Annotated in this window: 9 protein-coding genes; all 9 read left to right on the top strand. The window is 67.4% G+C overall.

The window, feature by feature from the left end; translation table 11 throughout:
- The first annotated feature begins 23 nt into the window (after positions 1–23).
- The gene (locus OID54_RS04045) at positions 24–218 is read left to right on the top strand and encodes a ferredoxin (protein ID WP_329013973.1); all 195 of its coding nucleotides are present in this window, start codon (positions 24–26) and stop codon (positions 216–218) included.
- Positions 211–1365, top strand: a complete 1155-nt coding sequence (locus OID54_RS04040; RefSeq protein ID WP_329013970.1) for an NAD(P)/FAD-dependent oxidoreductase — start codon at positions 211–213, stop codon at positions 1363–1365. The genes OID54_RS04045 and OID54_RS04040 overlap by 8 nt, the downstream gene beginning before the upstream one ends.
- A gap of 27 nt (positions 1366–1392) precedes the next feature.
- Positions 1393–2574 (top strand): cytochrome P450, encoded by a 1182-nt coding sequence (locus OID54_RS04035; protein ID WP_329013968.1) that lies wholly within the window; start codon positions 1393–1395, stop codon positions 2572–2574.
- A gap of 15 nt (positions 2575–2589) precedes the next feature.
- Entirely contained in the window at positions 2590–3648 is a 1059-nt protein-coding gene (locus OID54_RS04030; RefSeq protein WP_329013965.1) for an alcohol dehydrogenase catalytic domain-containing protein, read from the top strand.
- The gene (locus tag OID54_RS04025) at positions 3638–4876 is read left to right on the top strand and encodes a flavin-dependent oxidoreductase (RefSeq protein WP_329013962.1); all 1239 of its coding nucleotides are present in this window, start codon (positions 3638–3640) and stop codon (positions 4874–4876) included. Before OID54_RS04030 ends, OID54_RS04025 begins: the two co-directional genes overlap by 11 nt.
- A 595-nt stretch (positions 4877–5471) precedes the next feature.
- Positions 5472–10016, top strand: coding sequence for a HAMP domain-containing protein (locus OID54_RS04020; protein ID WP_329013960.1), 4545 nt, complete (start codon positions 5472–5474; stop codon positions 10014–10016).
- 56 nt (positions 10017–10072) lie between these two features.
- Entirely contained in the window at positions 10073–12511 is a 2439-nt protein-coding gene (locus tag OID54_RS04015; protein WP_443055520.1) for a SpoIIE family protein phosphatase, read from the top strand.
- A 359-nt stretch (positions 12512–12870) separates the two neighbouring features.
- Entirely contained in the window at positions 12871–14091 is a 1221-nt protein-coding gene (locus tag OID54_RS04010) for a glycosyltransferase (RefSeq protein WP_329013957.1), read from the top strand.
- Between the two features lie 1119 nt (positions 14092–15210).
- Positions 15211–16041: a class I SAM-dependent methyltransferase gene (locus OID54_RS04005; RefSeq protein ID WP_329013954.1), complete on the top strand. Its 831-nt coding sequence runs from the start codon at positions 15211–15213 to the stop codon at positions 16039–16041.
- Positions 16042–16052 lie beyond the last annotated feature (11 nt).

Genomic DNA, 16052 nt, shown 5'->3' with positions numbered 1-16052 from the left:
ACAGAGCACGAAAGGAAGTCGAAATGAAGATCTCAGTGGAACGCGCCCGGTGCGAGGGCTACGGGTTCTGCGAGCAGTCCGCGCCGACCCTGCTGCGCCTCGACGACGAGGGCGAACTGGAGATCCTCCTGGAAGAGGTCCCGGCCGCCCAGACCGAAGCCGCCGAGGCCGCCATACGGGTCTGTCCGGTTGCCGCGCTGAACCTCGCCGATGCGTAGCGGGACGCGGGCGATCGTCATCGTCGGCGGTTCGGTGGCAGCGACGACGGCATCGGACGCCCTGCGCCAGCAGGGACACGACGGCCCGATCACCATCCTGAGCAAGGAGTCCTACGCACCGTATGTGCGTCCACCCCTGTCCAAGACCGTACTGAAGGGCACGGAACCAGCGGAGTCGGTGTTCATGCCCGCACTGCCCTCCGACGTCACACTGCGCACCGACGCGCGGGCGACCGGCCTGGACACCGATCGCCGACGCGTGCTGCTCGCCGACGGTGAGGAGGTGCCCTACGACGGGCTCTTCCTCGCGACCGGTGCCCGCGCCCGGCGACTCGGCTCGTCCGGTGGGGAACTCGTCGTACGTGACCTTGACGACGCGCTGGCGCTGCGCGACCGTCTCGCCACCGCACGCTCTGCGGTGATCATCGGCGGTGGCTTCCTCGGTATGGAGATCGCTTCCTCCGCGCGCTCGCTCGGCGTCGACGTCACCGTCGTCGACCGGGACCCGCATCTGGTCCGCCAGTTCGGCCGAGATCTCGCCGCCCGTATGACCGCCGCTGCCATCGCCAAGGGCGTCGTCCTCGCCCGCGCCGACGGCGCCGTCGAGTTGCTGGGCACCGGCAAGGACATCACGGGCGTGCGCACCGGCTCCGGCACCGTGCACGAGGCCGATGTCGTGATCACGGCGGTCGGCTGCCAACCGAACGTCGAATGGCTCGATGGCACGGGACTCGCCTCACCGGCCGGAGTCGAAGTGGACAGCCGTTGCCGGGTACGCCCGGACATCGTCGCAGCCGGTGACCTCGCCGCCCGGTCCGGCGATTCGGGCGGACCGCGCCGGACCCCGCACTGGGCCAACGCACTCGACCAGGCACGCATCGCCGCGGCGGCACTGGTACGCGGCGACGAAGCGCCGGTCTACCGACCCAGACCGTTCTTCTGGACCGAGCAGTGGGGTCTGGACATCAAGATCGCAGGCGAGATCCGTCCCGGCACCACCCTCTCCGTCCTCGACGGCTCGCTCGACGATGGCGACGCCCTCGTCCAGTGGACCCTCGACGGCCGCCCCGTCGCCGCGGGCACCGTGAACCGCCGGGTCCCGGTCGCCAAACTCCACAGACTCGCCGCGGCCGTACCGGTCGCGTGACCGCAATTCCCCTCGTTTGGAGTCACCATGCCTACCCATCCCATCCCTACCGTGGACATCGACCTCTTCACCGACGAGGCGTTGCTCGACCCCTGGCCGCTCTACCAGCAGATCCGAGACGCCGGGCCCCTCTGCCACCTGCCCCGGCACAGCGTCTGGGCGATGGGCCGCTACGCCGAGGTCCGGGCCGCCCTCGGTGACTGGGAGACGTACTCATCGGCCAGCGGCATCGGTCTCAACGACGTGTCGAACGAGGCCACGCGCGGCCTGATCATCGCCACCGACCCGCCCGAGCACGACCGGCTCCGCAGCGCACTGGCGGAGCGCCTGTCGCCGCGCGAGATCCGCAAGCTCGGCGAGGACATCAGACGTCGGGCCGCCGAACTCGTCGCCGACCTGGTCGAGAAGCGCAGTTTCGACACGGTCACCGACCTCGCCCAGGGCTTCCCGCTCTCCATCGTGCTCGATCTGATCGGGCTGCCCCAGGAGGGCCGCGACAAGGTCCTCACCTGGGCTGATGCCGCCTTCTCCGCGAGCGGTCCCGAGGGCCCGCGCACCAACGCGGCCCTCCCGCTGCTGGCGGACCAGATGGCGTATCTCGCCACCCAGGCCACACCTGATCAATTGACCCCGGGCAGCATGGGCCGGGCGATCTACGAGGCCGCCGAGGCCGGGAAGATAGCCCCCGAGTCGTGCGTGCCGCTGATGTCTGCCTACGTCACCGCCGGTCTTGACACCACGATCAACGCGATCAGCAACGCCGTCTGGTACTTCGCGATGTACCCGGACCAGTGGGACGCCGTCCGCGAGGACCGAAGCCTGATCCCGAGCGCGTTCAACGAGATCCTGCGCATTGAGTCGCCCGTGCAGTTCTTCTGCCGCGTCACCACCCGCGACGTGGACGTCGAGGGCATGGTGCTGCCCGAGGGCTCGCGCGTGATGATGTTGTACGCCTCCGCCAACCGCGACGAACGCCGGTGGCCCGACCCACTGCGGTTCGACGTCCGCCGCAACGCCGCTGAGCACGTCGCATTCGGATACGGCATGCACGGCTGCGCCGGCCAGGGCCTGGCCCGGCTTGAGGGCCACTCGATCCTGGAGGCGCTGGCCGACCGGGTGGCGCGCTTCGAGGTGGGAACGCCACAGCGGCGCATCAACCAGCTGATCCGTGGGCTGAGTGCGCTGCCCACCACCGTGCACGCGGCCTGAGAGGAGCGGCCGATCATGTTGGCCACACGATTCAACAAACCCTTCGACATCACGGTCGAGGAGGTTCCCGACCCACGGGTGGTCGATCCCACCGACGTGACCGTGGAAATCCTGTACACCGCGATCTGCGGGTCCGACCTGTGGACCTTCCGCGGCATCGTCCCCCACGCCCCCGGCGGTATCGGCCACGAGTTCATGGGACGCGTCCTTGACATCGGCACCGATGTGTCGTCGGTCCGGCCCGGAGACGCGGTGATCGCGCCGTTCGTCTTCTCCGAGGGCGACTGTGAGCAGTGCCGGAACGGGCTTCAGCCGCTGTGCGAACGTTCCGGTATCTGGGGCAAGGACTGGGCCGGCGCACAAGCGGAGGCCATCCGGGTGCCCTTCGCGGACGCGACCCTGGTGCCCTTGCCATGGTCAGCGGATGAACTCGACACGGAACTGGCCCGACGTCTGATGCCGCTGTGCGACGTGTACGCCACCGGCACCCACGGCGCGGTCCTTGCGGGCGTCGGCCCCGGAGACACCGTAGCCGTCATCGGGGACGGGGCCGTCGGCATCTCGGCAGCCGCCGCGGCCCGCCGGATGGGCGCGGGGCGAGTGGTGCTGCTCGGCGAGCAGCCGGCCCGGCTGGCGATCGCCGAAGGTTTCGACGTCGAGACCCTGCGGGTGTCCCGCGACGAGTCGTCCGTCGCACGGGTACGCGAGGTATTCGGCGGCCGGCTGCCCGACCGAGTGGTGGAGTGCGTTGGCATGCAGTCCGCGTTCGACACCGCGCTGGATGTGGCGGCCCCTGGCGGGAGCGTGGGATTCGTAGGCGTCCCGCACGGCGTGGAGCCGATCCCGCCGATGCGGCTCTTCGGACGTCAGATCCAGGTGTGCGGCGGGGTGGCGCCCGCCCGCCGCTACCTCCCCGGTCTGATCGACGAGGTGCGCACTGGCGGTCTCGATCCCTCACCACTGATGGACCGGACGCTTGCGCTCACCGACGCGGCAGCGGGCTACGAGGCGATGGACACCGGAGCGGCACTGAAGGTGCTGCTGACGACAGCGGGAGGAAGCCATGGCAGCTGAGCCAAAGGTGATCATCGTCGGTGCCGGTATCGGCGGTCTGACTCTGGCACTGGAACTGCACCACAGAGGGATCGAGTGCGTCGTACTGGAAGCCGCTCCGCAGCTGGAGCCGCTGGGCGTCGGCATCAATCTGCTGCCGCACGCCACCCGCAACCTGTCCCGGCTGGGTCTGGAGGACGCACTTGCGGCGGTCGCGGTGACCACGGTCGAGTCGGCTTTCTTCAACCGGTTCGGCCAGCACATCTACAGCGAACCCGCCGGCCGTCACGCCGGCTACGCCTGGCCGCAGTTCTCGATCCACCGCGGTGACCTGCAACAGGTGCTGCTGGAAGCAGTACGTGAACGCCTGGGCGACGACGCGGTACGCCTGGACCACCGGGTCGTGTCGGCATCGCAGGACGAGGACCGCGCGACCGTGCGGATAGCGCACGCCGACGGATCGGCCGATTCCCTCTCCGCCGCCGTGGTCGTCGCCGCGGACGGTGTGCATTCGGCTATCCGTCGACAGTTCCACCCCGAAGCGGCACAACCCCAATACACCGGCTACATGATGTGGCGGGGCGTCACGGTGTGGCCGGAATTCCTCTCAGGCGCGTCGATGGTGAGGGCCGGTTGGCTCTCGACCGGGAAGATGGTGATCTACCCCGTCCGTGAAGCCATCGACGACCAGGGACGCCAACTCGTCAACTGGGTCGCCGAGTGCGAGGCGCCCATGCGCAGCAAGCGCGATTGGAACACTCCCGGGCTCATCGAGGACTTCATCGGCCCGTTCGAAGACTGGCACTTCGACTGGCTCGACGTTCCGGCGATGATCCGTGCCGCTGACGAAGTGCTGGAGTACCCCATGGTGGACCAGGACCCGCTGGACCACTGGACCGAAGGGAGGATCACACTCCTGGGCGATGCCGCACACCCGATGGTCCCGCGCGGCTCCAATGGCGCCGCCCAGGCGATCCTCGACGGTGGGGTGCTGGCCGATCACCTTGCCCAGACCGACCCGGTCACCGCACTGCGCCGCTACGAGGAATCCCGTCTGCCGGCGACGTCACAGGTGGTGCTCACCAATCGGGAGAATCCACCGGACGCGATTCTCCGAGAGGTCCACGAACGTACGGGAGACCAGCCGTTCGGCCGTATTGACGATGTCCTCACCCAGGACGAGATCGCGGGCCTCAGCGACGGGTACAAGGCCATCGCTGGTTTCGCCAAGGAGCAGTTGACACCGTAGGGCGAGCATCGCGGGCAGCGTGCCCATGGCCGCGTAGTTGCGTGCTGGAGTTGCCCGGTCGTCGTGCGGCAGATCCTGGATGATCTCTGCTGTCACTTCCCTCGCCGTGTGAGTGCGGGGCGACCGGGACTTCGGTGCGACTGCCTGCGACGCCGGAGCCGGTGTCCACAGCAGGAGTCGGGCCTCGCGGAGGACGGGCGCGGAGGAGGCATTGCAGTTGACCTATCCATCTCTCTGATTCAGGTGAGCCCGTACCGCTGTGCGGTGGTTGATACCGATGGGACTCCTGAGAGACAGATCACCGCTTGTATCTTCAGCTTGGAGAACGACCATCACTCGCCCCACGGGGAGCGACCGCTGGTTCCGCCCTGAGTCGCTGAAGCCAGGTGGTTGCCCGGTGCGGGAGCCCTGCACGCCGGACGGGAAGTCGGGCCATACCAGTGGGTAGTTCAGGGGTATCCTCTGTCGTATTTGCTGCCAGAGTGTTGAGTGATTTGCGGTGGGAGCGGGCGGCAAGCATGTCCGCTCCATTGTTGCGTCGGCAGTCCTGACGTCTCCCGGTCGCGCTCTTGGCCGGGCTCTAGAAGGTGGGGGCATGGTCAAGGCGAGAGCCCAGTACTCGGAGCACGGTTCGCAGGGTCCGGGCGGATCCGGTGGCGTGGGCGAGGTAGAGCTGCGGCAGTTGCTTGCCGGGCTGACGGCCGTGCGTGACGGGGACTTCGGTACCCGCCTGCCCGGTGAGGCTGACGGGCTACTCGGCGAGATCGCCACTGTCTTCAACGGCATGGTCGACCAGTTGTCCCTGTTCACTTCCGAAGTGACCCGGGTGGCGCGCGAGGTGGGCACCGAGGGCACACTCGGCGGCCAGGCGGAGGTTCCTGGTGTCTCCGGCACCTGGGCGGACCTCACCGATTCGGTCAATGCCATGGCCGGTAATCTCACCACCCAGGTCCGGGATATCGCGCAGGTTGCGACAGCGGTGGCCCGGGGCGATCTCTCCCAGAAGATCGACGTCGATGCGCGCGGCGAGATCCTGGAGCTGAAGAGCACCGTCAACACCATGGTGGACCAGCTCTCCGCGTTTGCGGACGAGGTGACGCGTGTGGCCCGTGAGGTGGGTAGCGAGGGCCGGCTCGGCGGACAGGCGGAAGTCCCCGGGGTGGGCGGCGTCTGGCGCGAGCTGACCGACTCGGTGAACTTCATGGCCGGCAATCTCACCGACCAGGTCCGAAACGTCGCCCAGGTCACCACAGCGGTTGCCAAAGGTGATCTGTCCCAGAAGATCACTGTGGATGCGCGCGGCGAGATCCTGGAGCTGAAGAACACCATCAACACGATGGTCGATCAGCTGTCCTCCTTCGCGGACGAGGTCACTCGTATGGCCCGGGAGGTCGGCACCGAAGGGCAGTTGGGCGGGCAGGCCGACGTCAAGGGCGTCTCCGGCACCTGGCGCGACCTGACCGACTCGGTGAACTCCATGGCCGGGAACCTCACAGTTCAGGTGCGTTCGATCGCCCAGGTTGCGACGGCGGTTGCCAAGGGTGATCTATCGCAGAAGATCACCGTGACCGCCCGGGGCGAGATCCTGGAATTGAAGAACACCATCAACACGATGGTCGATCAGTTGTCCGCGTTTGCGGACGAGGTGACGCGTGTGGCCCGTGAGGTCGGCACCGAGGGCCGGCTCGGCGGGCAGGCCGACGTCAAGGGCGTCTCGGGTACGTGGAAGGACCTCACCGAGTCCGTCAACGTCATGGGCGACAACCTCACCGCGCAGGTGCGCTCCATTGCCGAGGTCACCACCGCGGTGGCCCAGGGTGATCTATCCCAGAAGATCCGGGTGGATGCCCGGGGTGAGATCCTGGAGCTGAAGGAGACCATCAATACGATGGTCGATCAGTTGTCCGCGTTTGCGGACGAGGTGACGCGTGTGGCGCGCGAGGTGGGCACCGAGGGCAACCTCGGCGGGCAGGCGACCGTACGGGGTGTGTCCGGTACCTGGAAGGACCTGACCGACAACGTCAACGTGATGGCGTCCAATCTGACCGGTCAGGTGCGCTCCATCGCGCAGGTCGCCACCGCGGTGGCGAGAGGTGACCTCTCCCAGAAGATCACTGTCGAAGCGAAGGGCGAGGTGGCAGCGCTCGCCGGGGTGATCAACACCATGGTCGACACCCTCTCGGCCTTCGCGGACGAGGTGACGCGTGTGGCCCGGGAGGTCGGCACCGAGGGCCGGCTCGGCGGCCAGGCCAGGGTGCCGAACGTCGCCGGCACCTGGAAGGACCTCACCGACAACGTCAACTCGATGGCGAACAATCTGACCGGGCAGGTCCGCAACATCGCCCAGGTCACCACCGCTGTCGCCAACGGCGACCTGTCGAAGAAGATCGACGTCGACGCACGCGGCGAGATCCTGGAACTCAAGACCACGATCAACACCATGGTGGATCAGTTGTCGTCGTTTGCCGCCGAAGTCACGCGTGTGGCCCGTGAGGTGGGTAGCGAGGGCCGACTCGGCGGACAGGCCGAGGTGGAAGGCGTCTCGGGCACCTGGAAACGCCTCACGGAGAACGTCAATGAACTGGCCGGCAACCTCACCCGACAGGTGCGCGCGATCGCCGAGGTCGCGAGCGCCGTGGCCGAGGGCGATCTGACCCGCTCGATCACCGTGGACGCCTCGGGCGAGGTCGCCGAACTCAAGGACAACATCAACTCCATGGTCGGTTCGCTCCGGGAGACCACCAGAGCCAACCAGGAGCAGGACTGGCTCAAGTCCAATCTGGCCCGGATCTCCTCGCTGATGCAGGGGCACCGCGATCTGTCCCTCGTCGCGGAGCTCGTGATGGACGAGCTGACCCCGCTGGTCGCCGCTCAGTACGGGGCGTTCTATCTTGCCGACGAAGGTGCTGAAGGTACGGAACTCACCCTCGTCGGCTGGTACGGAGGGCCGGTCGGCACGGTCACCGGCCGACGCTTCGGTCTCGGCGAGTCCCTGGTCGGCCAGGCCGCCCGCAGTCGCCGTACGATCGCCGCCGACAAGGTGCCGGGCGACTACGTCATCTCGTCCGGACTGGGCGCCACCACTCCCGGCAGCCTCATCATCCTGCCGATCGTGGTCGAGGATCAGGTCCTCGGCGTCATCGAACTCGCCTCGTTCACTTCGTTCACCCCCGTCCACCGCGACTTCCTCGACCAGTTGATGGAGACCATCGGCGTCAACGTCAACACCATCGTCGCCAACGCCCGTACCGACGAACTCCTGGGCGAGTCACAGCGGCTCGCGGGCGAACTCCAGGCACGCTCCGAAGAACTCCAGGTCCAGCAGGACGAACTCCAGCGCTCCAACGCCGAACTGGAGGAGAAGGCCGCCCTGCTCGCCACACAGAACCATGACATCGAGACCAAGAACCTGGAGATCGAGCAAGCCCGCCAGGAACTGGAGACCAGGGCTCAGCAACTGTCCCTCGCCTCCAAGTACAAGTCCGAGTTCCTGGCCAACATGAGCCATGAGCTGCGCACACCACTCAACAGCCTGCTGATCCTGGCCCAGCTACTGGCGCAGAACCCCACCCGGAACCTCAGCCCGAAGCAGGTCGAGTACGCGGGGATCATCCACTCGGCCGGCTCCGACCTGCTCCAGCTGATCAACGACATCCTCGACCTCTCCAAAGTCGAGGCGGGGAAGATGGACATCCATCCGGAACGGATTCCGCTGCGACAACTGCTCGACTACGTGGAAGCGACCTTCCGTCCGATGACCACGCACAAGAGCCTTAGCTTCTCGGTCACCACGGCTCCTGGAGTGCCCGGTGAACTGGTCACTGATGACTCCCGGCTGCGACAGGTACTGCGCAATCTCCTCTCCAACGCCGTCAAGTTCACCGAGGACGGGAGCGTTGAGCTACAGATCGAGCCCGCTGCAACAAGCGAACTGCCGACGGCCATGGACCGCAGCGGCCCGGTCATCGCCTTCCGGGTGAAGGACACCGGTATCGGCATCGCCGAGCAGCAACTCGAAGCGATCTTCGGTGCGTTCCAGCAGGCGGACGGCACCACCAGCCGCCGGTACGGCGGCACCGGGCTGGGCCTGTCGATCAGTCGGGAGATCGCCCAGGTCCTTGGCGGGGTGGTGACCGCGCGGAGCACTCCCGGCACGGGCAGTGTCTTCACCCTGTACCTTCCCATCACCCGGGCGGGCTTCGAGGCCCAGACGGACGGTGCCGACACGGCCAGCCCACCAACCCATGAGCAGCCCCCGATTCCGATGCCGCGCCAGCAGCGCCGTCTACTGGTGATCGAGGAGCGTCCTCACGGCCTGCTCTCCCTCGTCGCCGAGAGCGCTGCCGCCAATCTCCCGGCCGGGCACGAGCGGGCCGATCACCAGCCGGACACCTCCGTGATCACCGCCCTCGGTGCGCAGGAGGCGGCGACGGCCCTCGCCGCGGAACCCGTCCACTGCGTCGTCCTCGACCTCGAACTACCCGACGGCGCGGCGCTACGGTTCCTCGAACACATGGACGGCGACCCGGCCCTCACCGCACTACCGGTGCTCGCCCACAACAACCGGCGTCTCAACCCGGAGCAGGAACAAGCCCTGTTGAGCCGGTCCGAACACCGCCCCCTGGAAGTGCTATCCAGTCTGGACGAGCTGCGCGAGCGCATCGCGCTCCACCTGGCGGCGGAGCAGCCCGGAAGTGTGCTGCCGCTGGTCCGTGCCGAGGACGCGGGTCGACTCGCGGCCCATCCCGTCGACGCGTCGCTTGCGGAACGTACCGTCCTCGTCGTCGACGACGACGCCCGCAACCTGTATGCGCTCAGCGGCATCCTGGAACTGCACGGAATCCGCGTGGTGCACGCGGAGAACGGCCGCAAGGGAATAGAGGCGCTCATCCGTCACCCCCGGGTCGATCTCGTCCTGATGGATGTGATGATGCCCGAGATGGACGGCTACACCGCGACGGAGGAGATCCGCCGCATGCCTGCGTACGCGGAGTTGCCGATCATCGCGGTTACCGCGAAGGCGATGCCGGGCGACCGGGAGAAGAGTCTGGCTTCGGGAGCGAGTGACTACGTGACCAAACCAGTCGACGCGAATGACCTCATCGATTGCGTCCGCCGCTGGCTCCCACCCGGCAAGTAGGCCCAGGCGCGCCCCGTCCTTCCTGACGACCCCCAGCCAGAAATCAGACATCCACGGTGAGCACCCCAGACGAAACCCCAGGACCCGAAAGAGCGGACACGCTGGATGCTCCCTCCCCAGCCGTGCCACCGAACGCTCCCGGCGCGGCGGTGGACAGCGTGGCTCACACGAGTTCCCCCGTCGGCAGACTCGCCGCCACGGTCGAACGGTTGCGGCGCGAAGTCCGAGCGGCTCATGCCGAAGCGGACGGCCGTGCCCTGGTCGAGATGGCGAAAGGCATCCTCATCGAACGGCTGGGATACGGACCCTCCCAGGCCGCCCAGCAACTGGCCACCCTCACCGGCCGCACCGGACTCACCCTGCTGGAACTGGCCGTGGACATCGTGAACGAAGCGTCCCGGGACGATGTCAGTCACGTCGCGGCCGAGTTCCTCCAGCGCACGGCATCTTCTCCCGATAGCCAGGCGCGCCCTTCGGCTGCCGTACGCCTGCGCACGGCTGAGAGCGGCATCCTCGCGGCCGGCGATACACAGGCGATGGCACAGGCACTCCTCCACAATGCCCTGCGCCCCCTCGGGGCCTGCGCGGTCGCGATATGGACCGCCCACGGGGACGGCTCCTTCGCCCTGGCCGGCTCCGCCGGATTCACCCCCCAGGAGGCAGCGCGCTGGCACCACGTGCCGCCCGGAGTCACCACTCTCGCCCGCCGGGCCCTGGACGAACGCGAACCCATCATCCTGCCCAGCCTCATCGAGACGGCGACGCCCTCTTTGGGTAGAAAGGAGTGGCCGCGAGGCGGCAGGATGGCGGTCCCCGCAGGAACAGGAGGGCGCCTGCACGGCGTGCTGGAAATCTGCTGGCCGGGACCGCTGCCGCCGCGGCCCCCGCAGATCGTCCGCCAAATCGAAGCACTCGCCCAGTTGTGTGGGCACACCCTGGAGACCCTGCCCGCCCACAACGCACCCGCGCCGCTCCAACAACCCGGCATGGCAGAACTGATCGACCTCGCGGAAGGAGTCAGCGACCCTCTGCTCCTTCTCACCCCGCTCCTGGATTCCGACGGGCATCTGGTCGACTTTCGCATCCGCCACGTGAACAGCCGATTTGCCGATCCTGCCGGGCGCCCACCCGCCCAGATCCGAGGAGCGCTGCTGCTGGAGGCGTACCCGCTGGCCGCCGAGGACCACGGCCTCTACGGGAAGATCGAGCATGTCCATGCGACCGGAGAGCCCTTCCGCGCCCGGCATATGAATCTCACCGCCCTCGTCGACCAGGTCCCCTTGACCGCGGTCGCCGACGTCAGCATCAGCCGCGTGGGGGAGGCGCTGGTGTTGATCTGGCGGATCGAGGACGAGACCGTACGCCTGGCGAGCCTGTTGCAGCACGCCCAGCGCCTCGGGCGTATCGGTGGCTTCGAAGAGAACCTGACGACCGGCAGCATCACCTGGAACAGCCAACTGTTCGATCTCTACGGCCGACAGCCCACCTTGGCACCCTTGCCGCTGCGCGAACTGGCCGCGCACGCCCATCCAGACGACAGGACCGTCATCGACCGCCTTCTGCACACGGTCTTCCAGTACCGGCGACCCGCCTCCGCAGCCTTTCGCCTGCGCCGTACCGACGGCGTCACCCGGCATATCCGTGTCATCGCCGAACCGGTCCTCGACACCGACCACCAACTCAGGACGGTCCGCGGCGCCTACCAGGACATCTCATCCCAACACTGGACTGAAGTCGCCCTGCACGCCACGCGAGATCAACTCGCCTACAGCGAGGCCGAGTCCGAGGAACGCAACCGCCTTGCCCTACAGCTCCAACACGCCATCATGCCTCCCAGCCAAGGCCCGCTCGACCTCCCCGGCTTGAGCGTCGCCGTGCGGTACCGCCCGGCCGCCACAGACGCGCTCGTCGGCGGCGACTGGTACGACAGCGTCGTCCTGCCCTCCCGGCAGATCCTCCTCTGTGTCGGCGACATTGCCGGACACGGCGTCGGAGCCGCCACCAGCATGGTGGTCCTGCGTAACGCCCTACGGGGACTCGCCGTCACCGGCGCCGGCCCGGGCCAGCTACTCACCTGGCTCAATCTCGTCGCCCACCATCTCACCGAACAGATCACCGCCACCGCAGTCTGCGCCCTCTACGACCCCCGAACACGCGTACTGCGCTGGGCGCGCGCCGGGCACCTCCCGCCCGTCCTGATCCGGAACCAGAAGGCCCAGTCGTTCCCCTTGGGGCGCGGGCTTCTTCTCGGCGCGATACCGCAAGTCCCCTACAGCGAACAGGAAGTGCAACTCGAACAGGGCGACATCTTGCTGATGTACTCCGATGGACTGGTCGAGCGCAAGGACCTCGCCCTCGACGACGCTCTGACCCAGCTGCTCACCACCGCGACAGGACCTGACCAATCCCTGGAACAACGTCTCGACGATCTCCTCTCGCATAGTCAGTCGGACACCGACGATGACACCTGCCTCATCGGTATCCACATCACCTGACACCTGCCGTTGGAGCGCGGAGGAGTCCAGGCGCCGCAAGGGACATGCAGACGCGCCCGGTAGTACTCCGACCGGTTTGGACTCCGGTGCGCCGCGTCCGACGCGCCCTCGGCCACGGTGCTGCGCTCGACCCCGATCCCCGCCTCTGTGGAGCATCACGTCAAGCCCTGGCCCGTCCCATTGGCCGTCGATCAGGAGTTCCCTCTTGCCCACGCCTCTCTGGACGGTAGCGACCGCATGGTTCCGCGCCATCCCCGGCTATCGATCAGGTCTGTTGTGAGGGTGCCCGCATAGGCGGGTCGGCTATAGGGCAGCCTCCTCCCGTCTCATGGCAGGAACCTGGACGGAGTCCTCTTCTCGTGCGCGTACTGTTCACCACTCTCGGCAGCCCTTCCCATGGGCGCGCCCAGTTGCCACTGGCCCGAGCCCTCGCCGCAGCAGGGTGTGAGGTGCTGGCGGCCACTACCCAACCCGTCGCCGAGGTCTTCAAACAGGACGACGTCAGGGTGACGAGCTGTATCAGCGGGTTCAATCCGGGCTCCCACGCGACGCCGTCCCAAATCATGGAAATCACCGACCGCACCGACTTGAATCCCGAGCAGCGACGGGCGCTGTTCTTACGGGTCATGTCACAGGTTCTGTCCGGTCCGATGGCCCGGGACGTTCTTGATGCGGTGCTCCCCGTGGTGCGAGACTTTCGGCCGGAGCTGATTCTTCGCGACGGTATGGACCTGGGCAGCGTCCTGATCGGTGAGATGCTCGACATTCCCCAACTGCCCACTCCCTCCGGGGCACTCAACGCGTTCGACCCGGCTGAGCTCCTGCCGGGTCTCAACATCCTGCGGGAAGAGCATGGGCTACCCGCACATGAGGATCCGCTGTCGATCGTCCCGCGGGGGCGCATCGACTATGTGCCGCCCGACTACTCCTTCGCCCGGTATCTGCCGGTGGCGCGGTCGTACCGGCAGACGGTGACCGTGGACCGCAGATCGGTCCTGCCGCGGTGGGTTGTGGATCTGCCCACCGACCGACCGCTGGTGTTCGCCGCCATCGGCACGGCACTTCCCATGATCCACGAGAAGACTCCCGACCAGGAGGCCGGGAAGCCACCGTTCTTGATGCCGGATCCGGTCGACACCCTGCGGTCGATCATCGAGGCCGCAATCCGGTTGGACGACTGCACCGTCCTCGTGGCGACCATGGGTCTCCCCGTGGACATCGATCCCCTACCGTCGCATATCCACATCACCGAGCGTCTGCCGCAGCCGCTGCTGCTGGAATCCGTCGACCTGTTCCTCACCCACGGCGGATTCAACAGCGTCCGGGAGTCGCTGCGCACGGCCACACCCATGGCGGTGCTCCCTCAGTTTGGAGATCAACACGGCAACGCACGCCGCGTCGAGGAACTCGGACTCGGACGAGAGATCACCGACAACACCCCCGACGGCATCACGACGGTCTGTCGCCAGGTCCTGGCGGATCGGGTGATCGGCGCGAACACCCGCCGGGCGCGCCTGGCGACACTTACGCTCCCAGAGATCGAGAGCGCAGTTGCCGACTTGGAGCAACTCGTCCGCTAGCAGGACACACGCGCGTTCCGGTGCTAAGCCTTCGGGAGCCGGGCAGCGGAGTCGCTCGTGGCCTCGACGCCAGAGCCGTCAACGCCCATGCATCGGATCCGCCTACAGATGGCTTTGTCCGGTCCCGGGATCCCAACATGTCCGGGTGGAACGGAATGGCCGATGCGCGGGTTCGACTGTCCGCCACGGGGTTGGTGTACGCGTCCTCGGTCGGCGCCCACTCGCCGGGACCCAAGGACCGAACGGTGGACGAGGCCCGGCCGATCCACGGATGGTCAGGCGTCGCCTACACCCGTAGCACCGCGCGCGCATCCGCGAAGGCCGCGTGCGTTGTGCCTCGCGGCGGGGACTCCGCGTGGCCCTCGGTTCCCCGCGGACCTCTTCGACGTACGCCTCTGCACGCTGCCGAATAGGGACCTGCGGTCCGCGCTGGCTGCCATCTGAGCAGTGCACCTCCTGCCCGCCTCGCCGCAACTGATTCGACGCCGTCCTTCGACTTCCGCTGATGGACACCACCCGTGCTCGCAACGTACTGGGCTGGCAATCCCGATGCACGGCGACTGAGGCCGTCCAGGCAGCGCCACAGGGGATGCGAGACGGGGACGGGCTGCCGACCGCCCACGGGTGGGTCGTGCCTTGGGCTGATCAGTGGGCGGGACGACTGAAGTGGCGGCGTGAGAGACCTTGTTGGCCGCCCGGGGGCGGATTCGTGGCTGAGTTTTTCACAAAGGCACAAGCGTTCAACACGTTCACGCTTCCGATTGCGCATGGACTCTTGCGGCGCCGGATCGCGGCAAGAAGGGCGGAGACGAAGAACGGATTATCTGGACCGGGGGTACCGACGGCACGAAGGGTGCCGACCGAGCAAGTCCGCCGCACCTCGGTGGGGATGGCGGCTAGACCGGCTGCGGGTGCGACGGTTCCCGTTGGTTCGAAGACACAACATGTCGTTGTGTCTCGCCGAGTGTGTGAGGTATCCGTCCTGCGCTCGAAGGCTGGGTTGGGTCCCCTGCCTCCGCGGGGTTTCGACTCGATGTCGGCACTCCCTTCTCAACAGGCTTCTGACAGTGCCCGGCCACGGGGTCGGGCCTGACACCAAGACGCAAAGGAGCAAGAAGAATGACGATGGATTCCCAGTTCGACACGGCAGTGGCCGCGTATGAACGCAGCATGGAGGAGATGCCCTTTCGGGAGCACGTGGAGGCGTACAGCTTTTTGAACGCGGTCGGCGACGTCGTCGGGCGCGATGTGCTCGACCTGGGCTGTGGCAGCGGGTTGTACGCCCGCCGGTTGCGCGGTGCAGGGGCGGCTCGGGTCGTTGGCATGGACGAGTCCGGTGCGATGGTGGAGCATGCGCGACGGCGCGACGAGCGCGAGGGGTTGGGTGTGGAGTACCTGGCCGCGAACGCCACCGATCCGGCCGCCGGTGATCTGCCCGGCATCGCCGGGGCGTTCGATGTGGTCACTGCCGTGTACGTACTGCCCTATGCGCCCACCCGGGAGGCGTTGGAGGGGTTCTGCGCCACTGCGCGTCGGGCGCTACGCCCTGAGGGCGGGCGGTTCGTGGCCGCAGTCCTCAACCCCGAATTCTCCACCGACCCCCAGTGGTACCGCGGCTATGGCATGTGTCTGAGCGCACGGCAATCGCCGGCGGAGGGCACCCCGGGGCACCTGCGGGCCTGGGTCGGGCCGGAGGTGCTCGACCTGGACTTCTTCCGCTGGTCCGCGGCAGCGCATGAACAAGCCCTGGCGGCAGCCGGCTTCGACCGTGTCTCGTGGATCAACCCGACCGTCTCCGAACAGGGACTGGCGAAGTACGGAGAGACGTTCTGGGCAAACTACCTCGCCTGCCCCCACGCGCTGATCATCCACGCACAGGCGGGCCCCGAGCCCGAACTCGCCGACCGCCCGCTCCCGGCAAAGGACACCGACCCAGCTCCCGCGAAGTGAGACTCCGACTC

This window comes from Streptomyces sp. NBC_00690, from assembly GCF_036226685.1.
GTDB lineage: Bacteria > Actinomycetota > Actinomycetes > Streptomycetales > Streptomycetaceae > Streptomyces.
The sequence above is the reverse complement of the archived record's forward strand: the minus strand, read 5'-3'. Positions and strand labels throughout refer to the sequence as shown.

Bases quoted from the DNA above. Each gene is read 5' to 3' on its own strand.
- OID54_RS04020 (WP_329013960.1), top strand. From the start codon at position 5,472: ATGGTCAAGGCGAGAGCCCAGTACTCGGAGCACGGTTCGCAGGGTCCG.
- OID54_RS04025 (WP_329013962.1), top strand. From the start codon at position 3,638: ATGGCAGCTGAGCCAAAGGTGATCATCGTCGGTGCCGGTATCGGCGGT.
- OID54_RS04035 (WP_329013968.1), top strand. From the start codon at position 1,393: ATGCCTACCCATCCCATCCCTACCGTGGACATCGACCTCTTCACCGAC.
- OID54_RS04040 (WP_329013970.1), top strand. From the start codon at position 211: ATGCGTAGCGGGACGCGGGCGATCGTCATCGTCGGCGGTTCGGTGGCA.
- OID54_RS04030 (WP_329013965.1), top strand. From the start codon at position 2,590: ATGTTGGCCACACGATTCAACAAACCCTTCGACATCACGGTCGAGGAG.
- OID54_RS04005 (WP_329013954.1), top strand. From the start codon at position 15,211: ATGACGATGGATTCCCAGTTCGACACGGCAGTGGCCGCGTATGAACGC.
- OID54_RS04045 (WP_329013973.1), top strand. From the start codon at position 24: ATGAAGATCTCAGTGGAACGCGCCCGGTGCGAGGGCTACGGGTTCTGC.